The following is an 18,179-nucleotide window of genomic DNA, read 5'->3' as shown; positions in this document are numbered from 1 at the left end:
TTATTTATTTGGTGTCGTTTTGTCATTTTGTTGTGGTTGTGTCTGAGGTGCAGGTTTTGGTTGAGACTGAGTTGTTTTTGGGGATTGATCAAGGATACTGTCAATTTTATTAGAACCACCACCTTTATTCATAACGGCTATGGTGATGCATAAAATCATAAAAATTGAAGCCAATATCGCCGTTGCGCGTGTTAATAAATTAGTAGTTCCACGCCCAGTCATAAAAGATCCCATTCCTTGACTGCTTCCGATACCCAAGCCCCCACCTTCGCTGCGTTGAATTAAAACAACAGCTATCAAAGCCAGAGTGACCAATAATTGTACGAATAGAAGAATAGTCATCATGTGTTTTGTATACTTTCACTAGCAGTCAAGAAAGAAGATTTAAAAAACTATGTAAAATCTTGAGCGATTGTAAGGAGTTGTAAAAAATCTTCTGGGATCAAACTGACCCCGCCAACCAATACACCACCAAGCTCAGAAGTTGCAAAAATATCCTTTACATTATTTGGCTTAACTGATCCACCATATAATATAAGTGTTTTTTTACCATTTTCTCCGTATTGAGCAACAAGTTTTTCACGAATGAAGAGAATCACTTCGGCGATTTCTTCATTTGTCGCAGTAACTCCTGTACCAATTGCCCAAATAGGTTCATATGCAACTAAACCAACAAAATGTTCAGGTAGAGATCCTTTTAATTGTTCAGCAAGAACTTCTTTATATTGACCAGATTCTCTTTCTTCCTTGGTTTCACCAATACAAACAACAGGTAATATATTTGCATTTTGTGCTGCGGTTGCTTTTTGATTAATTAACGCATTGCTTTCTTTATATTCTGATCTACGTTCAGAGTGACCTAAAATAACATATTTAACACCAATATCGTTTAGCATTGCTGCGGAAATATTTCCTGTATAAGCACCTTTTTCAGCTACATGACAGTCCTGAGCACCCAGTTCAAATGGTGTGTTTTTAAGATGTTTGCCAATATGATATAATTGTGTAAAGGGAGGACAAATAACAGTAGGTGCTAGATCTTTATTTTTTTCAGCATAGGCCAGTAAAGAAGAGACGATATGATCAGCCTCTTGTGTTAAGCCGTTCATTTTCCAGTTACCAATAATTATTGGTTTAACCATGTTAAATACTCCCTATATATGAATATTATTATGAATGAATTATAAAAGTTCGATTTATAATTGAATGATGGTATCATAGAATATAAAATATTTTGATATAATTCAAAAGATATAACATTTTTTTTGCAGCTTGGACATATATAGGTTATTGCTACTTTATATTAAAAAGTTAATTATTCGCATTTAAATTATTGGGTTACGTTACATGTTGTCTCGGTTAAGACATTTACTTATTGATTCTTGGTTAGGGCGTATTTTAGTTGGCCTTATTTTTCTTGTATTTATCAGTTGGGGTGCTGAAACCATTATTGAATCTTGGTCTCAAAGAGATGGGAATGTTGTTGCTTGGGTTGGCAGTCAAAGAGTGACAATGCAAGAACTAGATTCGGCAGCAAAAATGCAACTTCAACAATATGCGACACAACAAGGATTTTCTGATCCTTCACAAGTTCCTAATGTGATGAGGGGATCATTAGTTAATCAAGCATTACAACAATTAATTATTCAAAAGAATTTAATTGCTGCTTCTGAGCATGCTGGATTAAGTGTATCTGATGAGACTTTGCGTAACTTGATCTTTTCATTACCTGTGTTTCAAACCAATGGTAAGTTTAGTAGAGAGCTTTTTAATGTTTATGTAAAACAAACAAATATGACAGAAGCAGCTTTCTTGGACATTTTACGCAATCAAATTGCGATTTCAGGATTAACAGAACCCGTCACCGCTGGTGCAACGACCTCTGATATTATGGTGAAATCTATTTTTGCTTTTCGTAATGAAACAAGAAAGCTTACTTATATACAATTACCATTTAGCCAGTTTAAAGCCGAGGCTACACCTTCTGATGCTGTTTTGAAAAGATATTACGATAATCATCTTTGGGAATTTACGGTTCCAGAATTCAGACGTATCAGAATGATCTTTTTTACTCCTGAAACTGTAGAGAAAAGTATTGAGGTCTCTGACGCAGATGCACAACAATATTTTAATTCACGTAAACAAGAATTTAATAAACCAGAATCAAAAAATCTTGAAATTATAACCGTAAAAGATAAAAAAACAGCAGAGGATCTTGCTGGGTCTTGGACCAAAGAACCTTGGGAAAATATCCAAAAAGAAACACAAAAGGCAAATGGTTTTGCAACAACTTTAAACGAGTTTACTCATCAAACGTCTCCTTCTGCGGAATTAGCCGATGCTGTTCAAAAAGCTCCTTTAAATATAATTTCTGCTCCAATTAAAACCCCTATGGGATGGAGTGTATTTAAGGTAACTGCCATTTTACAACCTCACGAAGTTGCTTTTAATACAGTAAAAGACAAATTAAAAGCTCAAATTACTCAAGCACGTGCTAAACAAAAATTTGTTGATAATATCAAATCAACGCAAGATATGTTGGCGGGTAGTACGGGACGATTGGATGATGAAGGTGTGAAATATCTTGGTGGAAAAGGTATTGTAGCCCTCAGGGGAACATTGAATGAACAAGGATTAAATCTAGATGGACAACCTGCTCCTATTCCTTCTGATGACAAAGTAAAGCAAGCAATTCTTGGGAATGTTTTCTCCAAAGCTAAAGATGCGCCAGCATCCTTAATTCAAGGGGATAATAATATTTACTACGCCTTTTTTGTAGAAGATATTGATCCAGCACATCAACAAACTTTTGAACAAGCCAAAGATCGTGTCATTAAAGCTTGGCAACAAGCAAATATCAAGAGACAAGCGAATATTACTGGAACAGCAATATACAAACAAACTCAAGATAGCCAGAAATCTGTAAAAGAGTTGGTTAATCAGCAGTTTCAAGCCAAAGAAAGTGAATCTTTCTCTCGTGTTAACCCATCAAAAACCCTGCCTGCAGAATTACAAGCACAGGCTTTTTTGATGCAAATTGGGCAAACGACTATGCTTGAATCTCCAGATAGCTTTTATATAGCAACTTTAGATAATATAAAAAAACCAAAGCCTCAAGATGATCAAGCTTCTTATAATGCATTAAGAGATACTTTAAAACAGGCGGAAAGTAACGATATTTACAATAGCTATGTTATCTTTATTAATAAAGAAGGTAAGGTTGATGTGAACCAAAAAGCTGTTAATAATATTATCGGTCAGGGTAGTAACTAAAAAAGGATTTTACATCAGTGTCTTATGATGAATTTAAAATAAGTGATAAAAAAACAGTTGTTTATACTGTAAATTCTGCTGATCTAATTACACCTGTTTCAGCTTTTTTACAGTTATCTGGCATCGTGGGTAAAAATCCAAAAAATATCTTTTTACTGGAAAGTGTGCAAGGCGGTGTAGCCAGAGCACGTTATTCAATTATTGGGTTGCTTCCAGATATGGTGTGGAAATGTCATCAAGGGGTTGTATCATTGAATACTGACCCTTTGAATAATCCTGATCAATTCGTTATTCAAGATATTCATCCACTTGCATCACTTCAACAATTTATTGATGATAGTCAATTGGATATTCCCGATACCATTCCACCAATGGTTGGCGGTATTTTTGGATATTTGGGATATGATATGGTTAGACAAATGGAACATTTGCCCAGCCCTCCTAAAAATGATCTTCAACTTCCCGAAGGGATAATGTTCCGCCCGTCTGTGTTTGCAATTTTCGATACAGTTAAAGATGAGTTGACATTGGCTGTTCCTCTGAGAGGCAAAACTGTTGAAGAGCAAGAGAAAGCTAAAAACTTACTTCGAAAAGCTCAGGCAGCATTAAATGAGCCTATACCCTCTGATAAAAAATTCAACCAGACCACTAATAATCATGCTCAAACGCCATCCTCAACTTTTACCAAAGAAGAGTTCAAACAAGCAGTCGAGAAAGCAAAAGAATATATCTTTGCTGGAGATGCGTTTCAGGTAGTGCCCAGTCAACGTTTTTCCATTCCTTTTAAACTTCCACCTGTTGCATTATATCGTTCTTTAAGAAGAATAAACCCAGCACCTTTTCTGTTTTGTTTACAGCTGGATAATTTTGCTTTAGTAGGATCATCCCCTGAGATTTTAGTAAGGTTGCGTGATGGAACCGTCACAGTAAGACCGTTGGCTGGTACACGTCCCAGAGGAAAGACTGAAGAAGAGGACTTACAATTAGAACAAGATTTGCTGGCTGATGCAAAAGAGTTGGCCGAGCATCTAATGTTAATTGATTTGGGTCGGAATGATGTGGGGCGCGTTTGTGAAGTTGGATCTGTGAAAGTAACAGAACAATTTGTAATAGAGCGATTTAGCCATGTTATGCATATTTCTTCTAATGTTGAGGGAAAATTAAAACAAAATCTAACAGCTCTTGATGCTTTAATTGCGGGCTTCCCTGCTGGGACTTTAACGGGGGCTCCTAAGATCAGAGCAATGGAAATTTTGGACGAAATTGAACATACGCAACGTGCAACTTATGCGGGATGTATTGGTTATTTTGGTGCTGATGGGAGTATGGACACATGTATTGGTCTAAGAACGGCATTGATCAAAGATGAAACGATGTATGTTCAGGCAGGTTGCGGTGTTGTCGCAGATAGCGATCCTGAATCTGAGTATGAAGAGACCAAACATAAAGCAAGGGCTTTATTTCGTGCAGCAGAAGATGCATGGTCTTTTGTTCCAGATATTGACCCACAAGCTCATTAATCCAATATATAAAGAATGAATAATTTTAAAAAATGCAGATTTTATTGATTGGCAAGGCCACATGATTTTACTCATCGATAATTATGATAGTTTCACCTATAATCTGGTTCAGTATTTTGGTGATTTAGGCTATGAGTGTCAGGTTCGTCGTAATGATGAGATTACGGTAAAAGAAGTTATTGCGTTAAAACCTGAAGCCATTGTGATTTCTCCTGGGCCATGCACGCCCTCTGAAGCTGGAATTTGTTGTGACTTAATCAAAGCTGCCGCAACGACGATCCCTATATTAGGTGTATGTTTAGGACATCAGGCGATTGGACAAGCTTTTGGTGCAAAGGTTGTTAAAGAAATACCAGCACATGGTAAAGTATTTCCAATTATGCATACAGGAGAGGGCGTTTTTAAAGGATTGAATAATCCCTTAAAAGTAACGCGTTATCATTCTTTGGTTGTGCAATTAGATACTTTATCAGACAGTTTCTTACCAACAGCATTTACAGAAGATCGTATTTTAATGGCATTTCAACACAAAGAACTGCCTATATATGGTGTTCAATTTCATCCAGAAAGTATTGCATCCGAGCAAGGTCACGAATTACTACAGAATTTTATGAACTTGGCCAGTGATTGGAATAAAAAAAAAGCTTTAAATGTTAGTAAATATTTACCTTATTTATTTACACCGACCTTAGAAAAATCTTTACAAAAAAACAATTTTTCTTTGGAAGAAACGACAGAGATTTTTAATGCTATTCTCTCGGGATCTGTTCCTGATACACAAATAGCGGCTTTTTTGATGGTTCTTCGGATACGAGGCGTAAGCGTTGCAGAATTAGAAGGCGCAACCAGATCAATGCGTCATCAAATGTTGCCGATTACGTTGTCTGATCCTTTGACAATTGATGTGTGTGGTACGGGTGGGGATGGTCAAAGTACATTAAATGTTTCTACAGCTGTCAGTTTTGTATTAGCGGCAATGGGGGTTTCTGTTGCTAAACACGGAAACCGTGCCCAATCATCCAGATCTGGTGGTGTTGATGTTCTAGGGGCATTAAACCTTACACCACAAACAAATTTGAATATTTTACAAAATCATTTAAACAAGTATAAACTAGCTTTTTTACCCGCTTTTGTACATCATCCTGCTTTAAGTAAAATTAATATTGTTCGTAAAGAGCTTGGTATTCGAACTATATTTAACTTGCTTGGACCACTTTCGAACCCTGCAAATGTTCAATATCAAATGATAGGTGTTTATGATACGAAGTGGTTAGAGCCTTTTGCCAAAGTTTTACAAAATCTTGGTTCTAAAAGAGTATGGGTAGTTCATGGCCTTCTTGACGAAACTGAACAAAAGCAAGGGGTTGATGAAATTACTTTAGCTGGGCCATCTAAAATTATGGCCTTAGAAGATAATAAAATTATCCCTGTTACTTTATCTTTAAAAGATATCCAAAATGCTGGATTATCGCCTGCGCCTTTGTCAGAAATTACAGGCGGATCACCCAAAGAAAACGCTGCATCTATGCTTGCATTATTTAATGGTCAAAAAGGCGCTTATCGTGATACAGTATTGATTAATACAGCTGTTGCATTACATATCGTTAAAGATTATTCTTTAATAAATGCTAGCGGAAAAATTGATACTGATATCTTAGGAAAATTAATTTTAGAAGCAGCTAAAGCTATTGATAGTGGTGCTGTATTATCTATATTACATGCAATTCAGCAAAATAATTAAAGTAAACACCAGTTATATATTATGAATGAAATCACAACATCTGATCCTGTTTTAAATGCAATATTAGAATCCGAAAGTGAAAAATCTGATGTTTTGGCACAAATTTGTGCTAGAACCAGAGCAGAAACACATCAAAAGGCAAGTGTTAAATCTCTTAAAGAGATTGCGGAAGAGGCAAAAAACAAGAAAAATCCAACACGTGGTTTTGCACGGGTATTAAAAGAAAAAATGGCCAAAGGTCATATGGGATTAATTGCAGAATGTAAAAAAGCTTCTCCTTCTGCGGGGATAATTCGTCAAGATTATGATCCTGCGATGATTGCTGTTCAATATGAAAATGCAGGGGCTAGTTGCTTATCTGTTTTAACAGAAACAGGTTATTTTTATGGTAATAACGAAGATTTGAAAATTGCTCGAGAAGCATGTTCTTTACCTGTATTACGTAAAGATTTTATCCTTGAACCTTGGCAAGTTTATGAAAGCCGTGTGATTGATGCAGATTGTATTTTACTGATTATGGCTGCTTTGAAAGATCAAGAAGCAAATGATTTGGTTGAGTTAGCCAGATGTCTTGAGCTTGATATTCTAGTTGAAGTTCATAATGAAGAAGAGTTAAACCGAGCTTTAGCCTTAGATGTATGCTTGATTGGAATTAACAATAGAAATTTAAGCACATTAAAAACTGATATCAATGTTACAGAAACTTTGGCTCCGTTGGTACCACCTGATAGATTGGTTGTTTCAGAAAGCGGATTAAAAACATTCGATGATATTCGCCGAGTACAGTCTATTGGTGCCAGTGCGGTATTGGTTGGTGAAAGTTTATTATCACAACAAAACGCAGGGGCAGCTGTCAGAAATTTACTCGGTATAGCCTAGACTGTATTTTATATTGTTGTAAATTGGTTTGATAAACGATTTACAAGGGAATTATAAATGACGGTAAAACGAATTCTTGTGCAACATGAACAAAAGCAAATTGTAAATTCGTTACCTAAACCAGATTGGATAAAGGTCAAAGTTAATCAATCAACTGTTTATAATGAAATGGGTGATTTGGTTAAGGAGCATCGACTTAATACTGTCTGTGCCGAGGCAGCTTGCCCTAATATTGGTGAATGTTGGACTAAACGTCATGCAACTGTAATGATTTTAGGCAGCATTTGCACTCGTGCCTGTGCTTTTTGTAATGTGGCTACGGGAAAACCATCAGCTGTAGATCCACAAGAAGCCAAACGTTTGGCTGCAATGATACAGAAATTAAACTTGCGACACGTTGTAATTACTTCTGTAGACAGAGATGATTTGAAAGATGGTGGGGCACAACATTTTGCTAATGTTATTGCTGAGATCAGAAAAACATCGCCTTCTATAACAATTGAAATTTTAACCCCAGATTTTTTGAGAAAAGAAGGGGCATTATTAACTATTGGTAAAGCTCAGCCTGATGTTTTTAATCACAATGTGGAAACAGTTCCCAGATTATATCCATCCATTCGTCCTGGTGCACGTTATTTTCAATCGTTGAGAATCTTACATGAAATTAAACAATTACAACCGAATGTTTTTACGAAATCAGGAATGATGCTTGGTCTAGGAGAGAGCAAAGAAGAAGTGACGCAAGTTATGGATGATTTACGTTGTGCACAAGTCGATTTTTTAACATTAGGACAATATTTAAGACCCACAATTGAACATGCATCAGTACAGCGTTATGTTACTCCTAAGGAATTTGATGAATATCGTCATATTGCTAAATCTAAGGGGTTTTTATTGGTTAGCTCATCGCCTATGACGCGTTCTTCCTATCATGCAGATGCTGATTTTGCAGTATTACAAAAAAAACGCCTTTTTACACATTTATCAAATTAAATATTTTGGAGATTAAATCCTATGCCTACACATGCTGAAAAGCGCTTTATTGCTCATACTCCAGAACAAATGTTTAATTTAGTTGCAGCAGTTGATTTATATCCAGAATTTTTACCTTGGTGTACGGGCGCGATTATTCGTTATCGAGATAAGGAATTATTATTAGCAGATTTGAAAGTAGGTTTTGGACCTTTCAAAGAAGTGTTTGGTAGTCGTGTAGAATTATATAAGAGTGAAAATAAAATTATTGTGACCTATGACCGTGGTCCTTTAAAATATCTAAGTAATCAATGGCTTTTCATACCTGACCCGAAAGGCTGTATTATTGATTTTTTTGTTGATTTTGAATTTAAATCAAGAATCATGCAAAAAGCAATGGGGCTTGTTTTTAACGAAGCTGTTCAAAAAATGGTATCTGCATTTGTCAAAAGAGCAGATTTCTGTTACTCTGAAAACTATAAAAAGATACAGAAATAATAAAATATATCTAATAAATATAAGTTTATTCTCTTGTAATTTTTAATGATATAATTAGATGATAAACTATAGTTTTATCATTTATCAATAAAACCAATTTAGGTTACAATGAAGAGACATTAATTGGTTTCGTATTTAAGTAAAGGGTTTGTTATGAAGTCTATTTTTAAACTATCTCTATTTGCTGCTGCTATGACTTTTGCAGCTTCAAATGTTGCAATGGCTGCGCCTGCACATAATCAAGATGCTCATAAACATTACAAAGGGCACCAAGTTAGCAAAAAAGTTAAAAAAACTGGTAAACAAGCACGCAAACATCAGCAAATACCTGCTGATCAAGAAACAGCAGATTTGAATGCTCGTAGCTTGCAAGCAGTTCAAACTGTGAATAATGGGGGAAACCCTGCAGCGGTTCAACAAGTTGTTCCAAATCCAGAAATGCAACTCCCTCCAAGTGCGAGAGTGCCATTGAGTGGAAATCAAACAACACAAACTTTAAATCGTGATAGCATGCAAGATGTTAACCGATATGACAGTCGGGGTCGTCGTGTAATTGTGGCTCCTGGTACTGGAAATACGGTTGCACCACCACCTCCTGGTGCAGTTAATCCAAATAATATGCCTCCTGTGCAATAATTAATTGTTGCTAGAAGACAAGAAATAGCCCCTTAACTCAATTTAAGGGGCTATTTTGTTTTAATATTGTTTCAAAATTAGTTTGATTGCTTCATTAATTGTTTGCAATCTTATCGCTTCTCTATTTCCCAGAAAATTATATTTTTTACATATTGCTTGTGCATTACTTTCTTTAAATCCAATCCATACTAAACCAACATTGTCATGCACGTCTGGGCCTGCATATCCTGTAACTGACACGGCTATGTTTGCATTTGATGCTTTGCTCAAAGCACCAGAAACCATCTCAAGAGCAGTTTGCTCGCTAACCGCTCCGAATTCCTCAAGAGTCTGACAACTAACATCTAATATAGTGGCTTTCATATGATTAGAGTAAACTGCAAAACCGCCTTCTATATAAGCGGAAGAGCCAGGTAAATCTGTGAGATATCCACAGATTAGGCCTGCTGTACAACTTTCTGCTGTAACAAGTTTAAGATCATTCGTTTTACACAAAATTGAAAATTCTAAACATAAAGAGTATAATTCTTGCTTTAAAATATCAATATTCACTCGCTTATATCCTCTTTGAATGTTTATTACTTATTTATTAATTGATGTCTGATAAATAATTGTATTTTCAATTACTCTTTGAACGTAATTTCTGGTTTCTGTATATGGAATTTGCTCTATCCAATCGATTAATTGATTTTGAGCATCAGAGCCCTTGGATGGATCTTCATATTGAACAATCCATTTTTGTACACGGTTAGGGCCTCCATTATATCCAGCAACTGTGTAAGGAATAACATTATTAAAACGTGTCATCAGTTTGTTTAAATAAGCAGTGCCAAGCTTAATATTATTTTCTGGAACAATCAAATTACCAGGATTTCCCATTTTTGCAGGTAGACCAATTTGAACGGCAACCTCTTTGGCAGTAGAAGGCAATAATTGCATTAAACCATAGGCATTTGAGGGGCTGACAATTTTTGGATCAAAGCTGCTTTCTTGACGCATTACACCAAGTTCAAGGCCTTCAGGTAAGTTAGATGATGGAATGGCATAAGGACGAGGCCAACCATTTTTTAATAAAATGGTGCCCTTAGCTCCAGCAAATCTTGCCATCATTACAGCATCTTCGGGTAAATTCATTTGATTAGCAATACTGGCATTCATTGCTTGTTCTATCGTAGAACTGCTTTGTTTATTTTCTGCCAGCAAAAATGGGCGTGCATGTGGAAAATCATTTCGTGAAACTAAAATCTGAGCTGCTTGAATTAACTCTTTGTTTTTAAAAGAATTTAACTCTGAAGACGACCATGATGACTCTTTGATATTTGACAGATATTTTGTAATGGCATTTGAGATTAATGATGGATTTAAAATAACACTACCATTATGAATATTTTCTAGCTCTGCAATTGCCATTTGCCCATAGAAAGTGGTTGGTAATTGTGCTGCTTGTTGCCAAGCTTGCTGGGCAGACGAAGCATTATTCATGTCTTGATAAGCACGTCCTAACCAATAATAACCTCGGCTAGTGGTGATTACAGAACTTGCTTGAGTTAACTTCTTAAAATATCCGATTGAATCTAAAGGTTTATTTAATTTTCTTAGTAAAATCCATCCTGCTAAAAATGATGAATCTGCAGAGCATGAATCATTATTGCAAGCTTCTACTGAAGCCAAAGCGAAAGCAGTTTTAATATTCCCTTCATCCAACAAAGAACGAATAAGGGTATTGCGTTCTATCCAAAATCGTTTTTGATCAGAATTACGTTCTACTTGAAAGCCAGTTTCTAGCCACAATTTTGCAGCTTCATCATTTCTGCTTTGTGAACGTAGCCAACGTAATCGAGCATAAACTAATCCAGGTATTTTTAAATCAGATGAATTAAGCGAAGAAAGCAAACTTTCCGCATCGGGTTGTTGTTTGCGTAAAGCTAGAATAGCAGATGCAATTTTTTGTTCGGAAGGTTGTAAATTCTGAATTTGTTTGGATGCTGCTGCTAGATAACCATAGGACTCAAGGTAGTTGAACCGTTCCCATTGGTTTCGTGCTGTTAATTTATTGTTAAAAATAGTCAATATTTGCTGTGCATCTGCAAGTTTCGTTATGGAATGTGTCCAAGCATACTGAGCTTGTTGAATCAATCGATTTGTGATTTGAGTTTGTTGCGCGCAAAAAGTTAACGCATCTGCAGTTGTAATAGATTGGTTTTCACATATTGATTTGATGACATTTTTGTCAGTTTCGGTCAATAAAGCCTGCTGCATTTTTTGGATAAATACTTGGCGATTGGGCCAAGATGGATTTTCTTGTATAAATTGCGCATAAGTTATGGTGCTGCCACCATTAGGTTGTAAAAGCTGTAAATATAAATCGACTTTTTGTTGTACCGTTGCGTTGGGGGATAAACCAACATCATCCACATCATTTTTTTCTGAGAACGTTTGTGGAATTCCTGACGAAGGCGCTGTATTGGATAGCGTTTGTGCATAAGGTTGAGATTTCACGGAGTTACTATTGCTGCTGCATCCAACGATAGATATGGAAAAAACGGTTAATATAGTTGTAAAATTAAAAAAGGATTTCATTGTCAAGATATTCATCTAAAGAATATAGCCTTTATGAGGGTCAAATGTTTTTGTCAGACAAATATTAATTCAATTATCCTATAAAAAACAATGAATAATCTTATTTATTGACGATTATGTTAACTATTAATTATATGCTTTTGCCGATACCATAACAAATTTAACAAGATGTCATGTAAATTTAATTTATTTTAAAATTAAAAAATCTGGATGAAAGCGGAAAAAAATATGATATAAACTATTTTTAAGCTATCGACATAGAAAGGAACGACGGGGATGATACCGCGTTATAGCCGCCCAGTAATGACTGCAATTTGGGCACCTGAAAATCGTTATCGTATTTGGTTTGAAATCGAAGCTCTGGCCTGTGAAGCAATGGCCAAATATGATTTTATCCCCAAACAATCAGCAAAAAACATTCGTGAAAATGGCGACAAAGCCATGGTTAAGTTTAATGCTGACGATGTTGCTAAAATTGACGCAATTGAAGCAAAAGTACGTCATGATGTGATTGCTTTTTTGACATGGTTAGCTGAAAATATCGGCGAAGATAGTCGTTTTGTTCATATGGGCATGACTTCTTCCGATGTATTAGATACATGTTTATCTGTTCAATTAACCCAAGCTGCTGATATCTTATTAGAAGATTTGGATAGAGTATTAGAAGCATTAAAAAATCGTGCTTTTGAGCATAAATATACCTTAACTATCGGTCGTAGTCATGCCATTCATGCTGAACCTGTGACTTTTGGTTTAAAATTGGCTGGTTATTACGCAGAATTTGCACGTAACAAAACGCGTTTATTACAGGCACGTGAAGAAATTGCAACTTGTGCAATTTCTGGCGCTGTTGGCACTTATGCGCATATTGATCCAAGAATTGAATCTTACGTTGCTGAAAAATTGGGATTAACAGCAGAACCTGTATCAACCCAAGTGATTCCTCGTGATCGTCATGCAGCCTTTTTTGCTGCATTAGGCGTTATCGCCAGTTCTATCGAACGGTTAGCTATTGAAATTAGACATCTTCAACGATCAGAAGTCCGTGAAGCAGAAGAATATTTCCATCCTGAACAAAAAGGATCTTCTGCAATGCCACATAAACGTAATCCTGTATTAACAGAGAACTTAACGGGTCTAGCTCGTATTGTGCGTTCTCATGTTGTGCCTGCGATGGAAAATGTTGCATTATGGCATGAACGCGACATCAGCCATTCCTCCGTTGAACGCATGATTTGCCCAGACGGCACCATTACCCTTGACTTTGCATTAAACAGACTTGCAAGCGTTATTGAAAAATTAGTCGTATATCCTGATCGCATGCAGGAAAATATCGAAAGTCTTGGTGGGGTTGTTCATTCTGGTGAAGTATTATTAGCACTTGCACGTGCTGGACTATCAAGAGAGCAATCTTATCGTATTGTGCAACGCTCTGCGATGGAGACTTGGACTAAGTTAGGGAAGCCTGAAGGTAAAAGCTTTAGAGAGAATTTAGAAAACGATCCAGAAATTACAGGTCGTATTGATTCTTCGATCTTAGACAAAGCTATGGACGGCAGTATGCATGTTCAAAACCTTGATCACATTTATCAAAATGTATTTGGTGAAACAGGACCTAAACCAAAGAATTAATTATCTTTGATAAAATAGCTTGTAAATCAAGCTATTCTGTCAATATGATATCTATGATATTAAATAATAGAACATATTCCGTTTGATATTATTTAATTGTTACAACTTTATTACGATATATTAAGGGACGATTATGACCCGCCGTCGACAAATTTATGAAGGTAAGGCAAAAATCCTCTATGAGGGGCCAGAACCTGGAACAATTGTTCAATATTTCAAAGATGATGCCACTGCTGGAAATGGTGCCAAAAAAGGAACTATTACAGGAAAAGGTGTTTTAAATAATCGCATCAGCGAATATTTAATGACGCAAATCGAAGATATTGGCATACCGACCCACTTTATTCGTCGTTTAAATATGCGCGAACAGTTGGTCAAAGCGGTTGAGATTATTCCTCTGGAAATCGTTGTTCGGAACGTTGCTGCAGGCAGTATTGTTAAGCGTTTGGGATTAGAAGAGGGTCTACGTTTACCACGTCCTTTGGTAGAATATTACCTTAAAAATGACGATCTTAATGATCCGTTGGTATTAGAAGATTATATCACGGCATTTAATTGGGCAACCGTTCAAGAAATGGATGAAATCGTAACTTATACACTCAGAATTAATGATTTCTTAAGTGGATTACTTCTTGGTGTTGGTATCAAATTGATTGATTTCAAACTGGAATTTGGCAGATTTTGGAAAGATGATGAATCTCACATCGTTTTGGCTGATGAAATTTCCCCTGATAATTGTCGTTTTTGGGACATTGAAAGTGGCGAGAAACTAGATAAAGATCGTTTCCGTCGTGACTTAGGTAAAGTTGAAGAAGCTTATCAAGAAGTTGCGCGTCGTTTAAAAATAATTCCAGAATCAAATATTGAATCCCTCAAAGGTAAAGAAGGCTTGGAGAGTATCTAAATGAAAGTTCGTTTAATCATTATGTTAAAGCAAGGGGTTTTAGATCCTCAAGGCAAAGCAATTAATCATGCTCTACATAACCTGTCTTTTGAAGAAGTCCAAGATGTTCGCGTTGGTCGTGTGATTGACTTAGAAGTCACAGAAACATCTTCTGAAAAAGCAAAAGCCAGAGCTACTGAAATGGCTCAGCAATTGCTTGCAAATGGTGTGATTGAAGACTTTCAAGTCGAGGTTCTAACATGAATACAAAAAGAGCCTTACTTTTGGCTGGTTTTGGATTGATGGTGATTTTTGCTACTCCGAATGCTATGGCACAAAGAGTAACACAATTACAAGCAGGTAAATTCTTGCAATATTGTAAAAATCCAAAAGCCTTAAAATTATGTGATGCGTATATCAGTGGAATTTCTGATTCTGTTGCTTATTCAAAAATGTTTGCTAAAAACCAAGGAGATGTGAAATCACCTGCTGGTTTTTGTATTGCCACTAATATTTCTGGTAAAGAAATGAGGGATAAAGTGATTGCGTGGATGGATGGTCATTCAGACAAACTGACGCAACCTGCTGGGGCGGCTGTATTTACTGCATTACATGATGCCTATCCATGTAATCCTAATCAAAATGGAAAAAAATAATGAAAATAGGTATCGTTGTTTTTCCAGGCACTAATCGTGAAAGAGATATGGTTATTGCTTTTGAGCGCGTAATTGGGGTTAGACCAAGTATCATTTGGCATCGTGAAACATCGTTACCACAACTTGATATGGTTGTACTGCCTGGTGGATTCAGTTACGGGGATTACCTGCGTTGTGGTGCGATGGCCGCACACTCGCCAATTATGCGTGAAATTCAAGCTTTTGCACAAAAAGGCGGATATATCATGGGTGTTTGTAATGGTTTTCAAATCTTGACTGAAGCAGGCCTTTTACCAGGTGCGTTATTGCCGAATGCAAGTTTAAGATTTCTTTCAAGAGATTGCCATTTGCGTATTGAGCGTAATGATACGCCTTATACTCGTGGATGGAAGCAAGGTGATGTATTCAAAACCGCAACTGCGCATGGTGATGGTAATTACTTCTGTGATGCAGAAGGATTAAAACGCCTTGAAAGTGAAGGGCAGGTTGTGTTTCGTTATACTTCTCCAAACGGAGAAATTGATCCATTGAATTCAGATTATAATCCAAATGGTAGCATTAATGCGATTGCAGGGATTGTAGATCAAACGGGTCGTATTTGTGGAATGATGCCTCATCCCGAAGATATGGTTGACCCATTAATGGGCAGCGAAGATGGAAAACCTCTTTTCCAAGGAATCATGGAGACATTAACACGATGAGTAAACCACAACTTATTGTAAATGAAGAGCTTGGTAAAGAATTTGGTCTTTCAAAAGACGAATATGCCAAAGTTTTAACGATCATGGGCAAAACCCCGAGCCTAACAGAGCTTGGTATCTTTTCCGTGATGTGGTCTGAGCATTGTTCTTATAAATCTTCACGTGCTTGGCTCAGTAAACTGCCAACCAAAGCACCATGGGTTATTCATGGACCAGGTGAAAATGCTGGTGTTGTCGATATTGGTCAAGGGTTGGCGGCTATTTTCAAAATGGAAAGCCACAATCATCCATCCTTTATCGAACCTTATCAAGGTGCTGCCACAGGTGTTGGTGGTATTTTACGTGACGTCTTTACCATGGGCGCACGTCCGGTTGCCAATTTAAATGCCTTACGTTTTGGCAGCCCAGATCATCCTGCTACGCGTCATATTGTTGATGGCGTTGTACGTGGCATTGGTGGTTATGGAAACTGTGTTGGCGTTCCAACAGTTGGTGGTGAAGTAAACTTCCATGCCAGCTATAATGGGAATCCTTTGGTCAATGCCATGAACGTCGGTGTTGCCAGACAAGACCGTATTTTTCTTTCTGCTGCTGCTGGTATTGGGAACCCTGTCATTTATGTGGGGTCTAAAACTGGTCGTGATGGCATTCATGGCGCAACTATGGCCTCTGCTGAGTTTGACGAGGACGCAGCATCAAAACGTCCAACTGTTCAAGTTGGTGACCCTTTCGTTGAAAAATTACTAATTGAAGCTTGTTTGGAACTCATGGCAACGGATGCGATTGTTGCTATTCAAGATATGGGTGCGGCTGGGCTGACCTCTTCTGCTGTAGAGATGGCAGGAAAGGGTGATGTAGGAATTGAATTAAACCTTGATCATGTTCCTCAACGTGAAGAACAAATGACAGCCTATGAAATGATGTTGTCAGAAAGCCAAGAACGTATGTTAATGGTTTTACGTCCTGATCGTACAGATCTAGCAAAAGAAATCTTTGAAAAATGGGAGCTTGATTTTGCTATTATTGGTCATTTGACCGATACAGGTCATATTGTTATCAAGCATCATGATAAAATTGAAGCCGATATTCCATTAAAACCTTTGGCTGATGAGGCACCTGTATATCATCGTCCAACTGCGCCTTCTCCAAAACCAGAACCCCTGGGTGCATTAGATGTGAATGTCAGTATCGAACAGTCCTTAATTAAATTGCTAGGATGTGCAGATCTTGCTTCTCGTTCTTGGATTTGGGATCAATATGATAGTACTATTGGTGGACAAACCGTATATCGCCCTGGTCAAGCTGACGCTGCAATTATTCGTGTTGATGGAACTCAAATTGGTCTTGCGTTAACCACAGATTGCACACCGCGTTATTGTGCAGCTGATGCATATCAAGGTGGAGCTCAAGCGGTTGCAGAAGCTTGGCGTAATATCACCGCAACAGGTGCGAAACCCTTGGCAGTTACCGACAATCTGAACTTTGGTAATCCTGAAAAACCAGAAGTCATGGGACAAATTGTTGCCGCTATTGAAGGTATGAGAGATGCATGTAATGCTCTGGATTTCCCAGTCGTGAGCGGTAACGTTTCATTATATAATGAAACTCGGGATGCAAATGGCGAGAACGTTTCTGTATTACCAACACCTGCCATTGGTGCCTTGGGTGTGATTGATGACGTTTCTAAGACGGTCGGAAATACCCTTAAAGCAGACTATGACCTTGTTGTCATTGGTGCAACCAAGGGCGAATTAGGACAAACATTGTGGTTAAGAGAAATCTTGGGTAAAGAAACTGGTAATCCACCCCAAGTAGATTTGCAAGCAGAACGCCGTAATGGTGATTTTGTCAGAGAGCAAATTGCTAATGGTTTAATCAATGCCTGTCATGATTTGTCTGATGGTGGTTTGTTAGTTGCAATTGCTGAAATGGCAATGGCAGGTAATATCGGTTGTACTTTAGATGTACCTGATGTGGGAATGCGTCCAGAAGCTTATTGGTTTGGTGAAGACCAAGCACGGTATTTAATCATGACCTCCAAAAAAGATACGCTTTTACAAGCCGCCAAAGAGCATAATATTCCAGCAAGACTTGTTGGTTGCACTGGTGGTGACAGTATAGTTATGCCTTCTGGTGCAGTGATAACAATTGCTCGAATGAGAACTGCTTCTAAAAGCTTTTTTGAAAAATTAATGAAAGTCTAATTTT

The 18,179-nt window shown here is 37.2% G+C and carries 17 protein-coding genes and 1 pseudogene; 14 read left to right on the top strand and 4 right to left on the bottom strand.

Translation table 11 applies throughout. The annotated features are described in order from the left end of the window. Together secG and tpiA are read right to left on the bottom strand one after the other, a co-directional pair. Positions 1-345 (bottom strand): preprotein translocase subunit SecG, encoded by a 345-nt coding sequence (gene secG, locus COMX_RS03590; protein WP_034337088.1) that lies wholly within the window; start codon positions 343-345, stop codon positions 1-3. 47 nt (positions 346-392) lie between these two features. Next, complete coding sequence (gene tpiA / locus COMX_RS03585) at positions 393-1,142, bottom strand: triose-phosphate isomerase (protein ID WP_034337085.1); 750 nt, start codon at positions 1,140-1,142, stop codon at positions 393-395. 205 nt (positions 1,143-1,347) lie between these two features. Between tpiA and COMX_RS03580 the strand changes: the two genes are divergently transcribed. From COMX_RS03580 to COMX_RS03550, 8 genes and pseudogenes are all read left to right on the top strand, one after another. Beyond that, positions 1,348-3,273 (top strand): peptidylprolyl isomerase, encoded by a 1,926-nt coding sequence (locus COMX_RS03580; RefSeq protein WP_034337082.1) that lies wholly within the window; start codon positions 1,348-1,350, stop codon positions 3,271-3,273. Between the two features lie 17 nt (positions 3,274-3,290). Next, positions 3,291-4,793, top strand: coding sequence for an anthranilate synthase component I (gene trpE / locus COMX_RS03575; protein ID WP_034337079.1), 1,503 nt, complete (start codon positions 3,291-3,293; stop codon positions 4,791-4,793). Between the two features lie 61 nt (positions 4,794-4,854). Next, a pseudogene (locus tag COMX_RS11280) lies at positions 4,855-5,436 on the top strand (anthranilate synthase component II); the annotation flags it as partial. Further along, positions 5,410-6,534, top strand: a complete 1,125-nt coding sequence (trpD, locus tag COMX_RS03570; protein WP_371827975.1) for an anthranilate phosphoribosyltransferase — start codon at positions 5,410-5,412, stop codon at positions 6,532-6,534. The pseudogene COMX_RS11280 and the gene trpD, both read left to right, overlap by 27 nt. Positions 6,535-6,555: 21 nt before the next feature. Next, positions 6,556-7,413 carry an indole-3-glycerol phosphate synthase TrpC gene (gene trpC / locus COMX_RS03565; protein WP_034337073.1) on the top strand — a complete coding sequence of 286 codons (858 nt, stop codon included), beginning with the start codon at positions 6,556-6,558 and terminating at the stop codon, positions 7,411-7,413. Between the two features lie 57 nt (positions 7,414-7,470). Then, complete coding sequence (gene lipA / locus COMX_RS03560) at positions 7,471-8,406, top strand: lipoyl synthase (protein WP_051461833.1); 936 nt, start codon at positions 7,471-7,473, stop codon at positions 8,404-8,406. A 21-nt stretch (positions 8,407-8,427) separates the two neighbouring features. After that, positions 8,428-8,883, top strand: coding sequence for a type II toxin-antitoxin system RatA family toxin (locus COMX_RS03555; protein WP_034337070.1), 456 nt, complete (start codon positions 8,428-8,430; stop codon positions 8,881-8,883). A 153-nt stretch (positions 8,884-9,036) separates the two neighbouring features. Continuing rightward, positions 9,037-9,519: a hypothetical protein gene (locus tag COMX_RS03550; RefSeq protein WP_034337067.1), complete on the top strand. Its 483-nt coding sequence runs from the start codon at positions 9,037-9,039 to the stop codon at positions 9,517-9,519. Between the two features lie 60 nt (positions 9,520-9,579). On the opposite strand, the gene COMX_RS03545 is transcribed toward COMX_RS03550, so the two are convergent. Together COMX_RS03545 and COMX_RS03540 are read right to left on the bottom strand one after the other, a co-directional pair. Further along, on the bottom strand, positions 9,580-10,071 hold the full coding sequence (locus COMX_RS03545) for a CinA family protein (RefSeq protein WP_034337064.1): 492 nt from the start codon (positions 10,069-10,071) through the stop codon (positions 9,580-9,582). A gap of 30 nt (positions 10,072-10,101) precedes the next feature. After that, the gene (locus COMX_RS03540; protein ID WP_051461832.1) at positions 10,102-12,114 is read right to left on the bottom strand and encodes a lytic transglycosylase domain-containing protein; all 2,013 of its coding nucleotides are present in this window, start codon (positions 12,112-12,114) and stop codon (positions 10,102-10,104) included. A 261-nt stretch (positions 12,115-12,375) separates the two neighbouring features. On the opposite strand from COMX_RS03540, the gene purB reads away from it, so the two are divergent. From purB to purL, 6 genes are all read left to right on the top strand, one after another. Then, the gene (gene purB / locus COMX_RS03535) at positions 12,376-13,731 is read left to right on the top strand and encodes an adenylosuccinate lyase (protein WP_034337062.1); all 1,356 of its coding nucleotides are present in this window, start codon (positions 12,376-12,378) and stop codon (positions 13,729-13,731) included. Positions 13,732-13,864: 133 nt separating this feature from the next. After that, positions 13,865-14,635 (top strand): phosphoribosylaminoimidazolesuccinocarboxamide synthase, encoded by a 771-nt coding sequence (gene purC / locus COMX_RS03530; RefSeq protein ID WP_034337059.1) that lies wholly within the window; start codon positions 13,865-13,867, stop codon positions 14,633-14,635. Continuing rightward, on the top strand, positions 14,636-14,878 hold the full coding sequence (purS, locus tag COMX_RS03525) for a phosphoribosylformylglycinamidine synthase subunit PurS (protein WP_034337056.1): 243 nt from the start codon (positions 14,636-14,638) through the stop codon (positions 14,876-14,878). After that, positions 14,875-15,270, top strand: coding sequence for a Rap1a/Tai family immunity protein (locus COMX_RS03520; RefSeq protein WP_034337054.1), 396 nt, complete (start codon positions 14,875-14,877; stop codon positions 15,268-15,270). The genes purS and COMX_RS03520 overlap by 4 nt, the downstream gene beginning before the upstream one ends. Continuing rightward, the gene (purQ, locus tag COMX_RS03515) at positions 15,270-15,971 is read left to right on the top strand and encodes a phosphoribosylformylglycinamidine synthase subunit PurQ (protein WP_034337052.1); all 702 of its coding nucleotides are present in this window, start codon (positions 15,270-15,272) and stop codon (positions 15,969-15,971) included. The genes COMX_RS03520 and purQ overlap by 1 nt, the downstream gene beginning before the upstream one ends. Beyond that, a complete protein-coding gene (gene purL, locus COMX_RS03510; protein WP_034337048.1) occupies positions 15,968-18,175 on the top strand; it encodes a phosphoribosylformylglycinamidine synthase subunit PurL in 2,208 nt (735 codons plus the stop codon). The genes purQ and purL overlap by 4 nt, the downstream gene beginning before the upstream one ends. The last annotated feature ends 4 nt before the right edge of the window (positions 18,176-18,179 follow it).

Origin of the sequence: Commensalibacter papalotli (ex Servin-Garciduenas et al. 2014) (assembly GCF_000527695.1) — a bacterium.
Classification (GTDB): Bacteria; Pseudomonadota; Alphaproteobacteria; order Acetobacterales; family Acetobacteraceae; genus Commensalibacter; species Commensalibacter papalotli.
Note: the sequence above shows the minus strand (reverse complement) of the source record. Positions and strands in the feature narration are given on the sequence as shown.

Excerpts from the sequence above, each read along its gene's own strand:
- secG (WP_034337088.1), bottom strand. The coding sequence starts at position 345 with ATGATGACTATTCTTCTATTCGTACAATTATTGGTCACTCTGGCTTTG.
- tpiA (WP_034337085.1), bottom strand. The coding sequence starts at position 1,142 with ATGGTTAAACCAATAATTATTGGTAACTGGAAAATGAACGGCTTAACA.
- COMX_RS03580 (WP_034337082.1), top strand. The coding sequence starts at position 1,348 with ATGTTGTCTCGGTTAAGACATTTACTTATTGATTCTTGGTTAGGGCGT.
- trpC (WP_034337073.1), top strand. The coding sequence starts at position 6,556 with ATGAATGAAATCACAACATCTGATCCTGTTTTAAATGCAATATTAGAA.
- lipA (WP_051461833.1), top strand. The coding sequence starts at position 7,471 with ATGACGGTAAAACGAATTCTTGTGCAACATGAACAAAAGCAAATTGTA.
- COMX_RS03555 (WP_034337070.1), top strand. The coding sequence starts at position 8,428 with ATGCCTACACATGCTGAAAAGCGCTTTATTGCTCATACTCCAGAACAA.
- COMX_RS03550 (WP_034337067.1), top strand. The coding sequence starts at position 9,037 with ATGAAGTCTATTTTTAAACTATCTCTATTTGCTGCTGCTATGACTTTT.
- COMX_RS03540 (WP_051461832.1), bottom strand. The coding sequence starts at position 12,114 with ATGAATATCTTGACAATGAAATCCTTTTTTAATTTTACAACTATATTA.
- purB (WP_034337062.1), top strand. The coding sequence starts at position 12,376 with ATGATACCGCGTTATAGCCGCCCAGTAATGACTGCAATTTGGGCACCT.
- purC (WP_034337059.1), top strand. The coding sequence starts at position 13,865 with ATGACCCGCCGTCGACAAATTTATGAAGGTAAGGCAAAAATCCTCTAT.
- purS (WP_034337056.1), top strand. The coding sequence starts at position 14,636 with ATGAAAGTTCGTTTAATCATTATGTTAAAGCAAGGGGTTTTAGATCCT.
- COMX_RS03520 (WP_034337054.1), top strand. The coding sequence starts at position 14,875 with ATGAATACAAAAAGAGCCTTACTTTTGGCTGGTTTTGGATTGATGGTG.
- purQ (WP_034337052.1), top strand. The coding sequence starts at position 15,270 with ATGAAAATAGGTATCGTTGTTTTTCCAGGCACTAATCGTGAAAGAGAT.
- purL (WP_034337048.1), top strand. The coding sequence starts at position 15,968 with ATGAGTAAACCACAACTTATTGTAAATGAAGAGCTTGGTAAAGAATTT.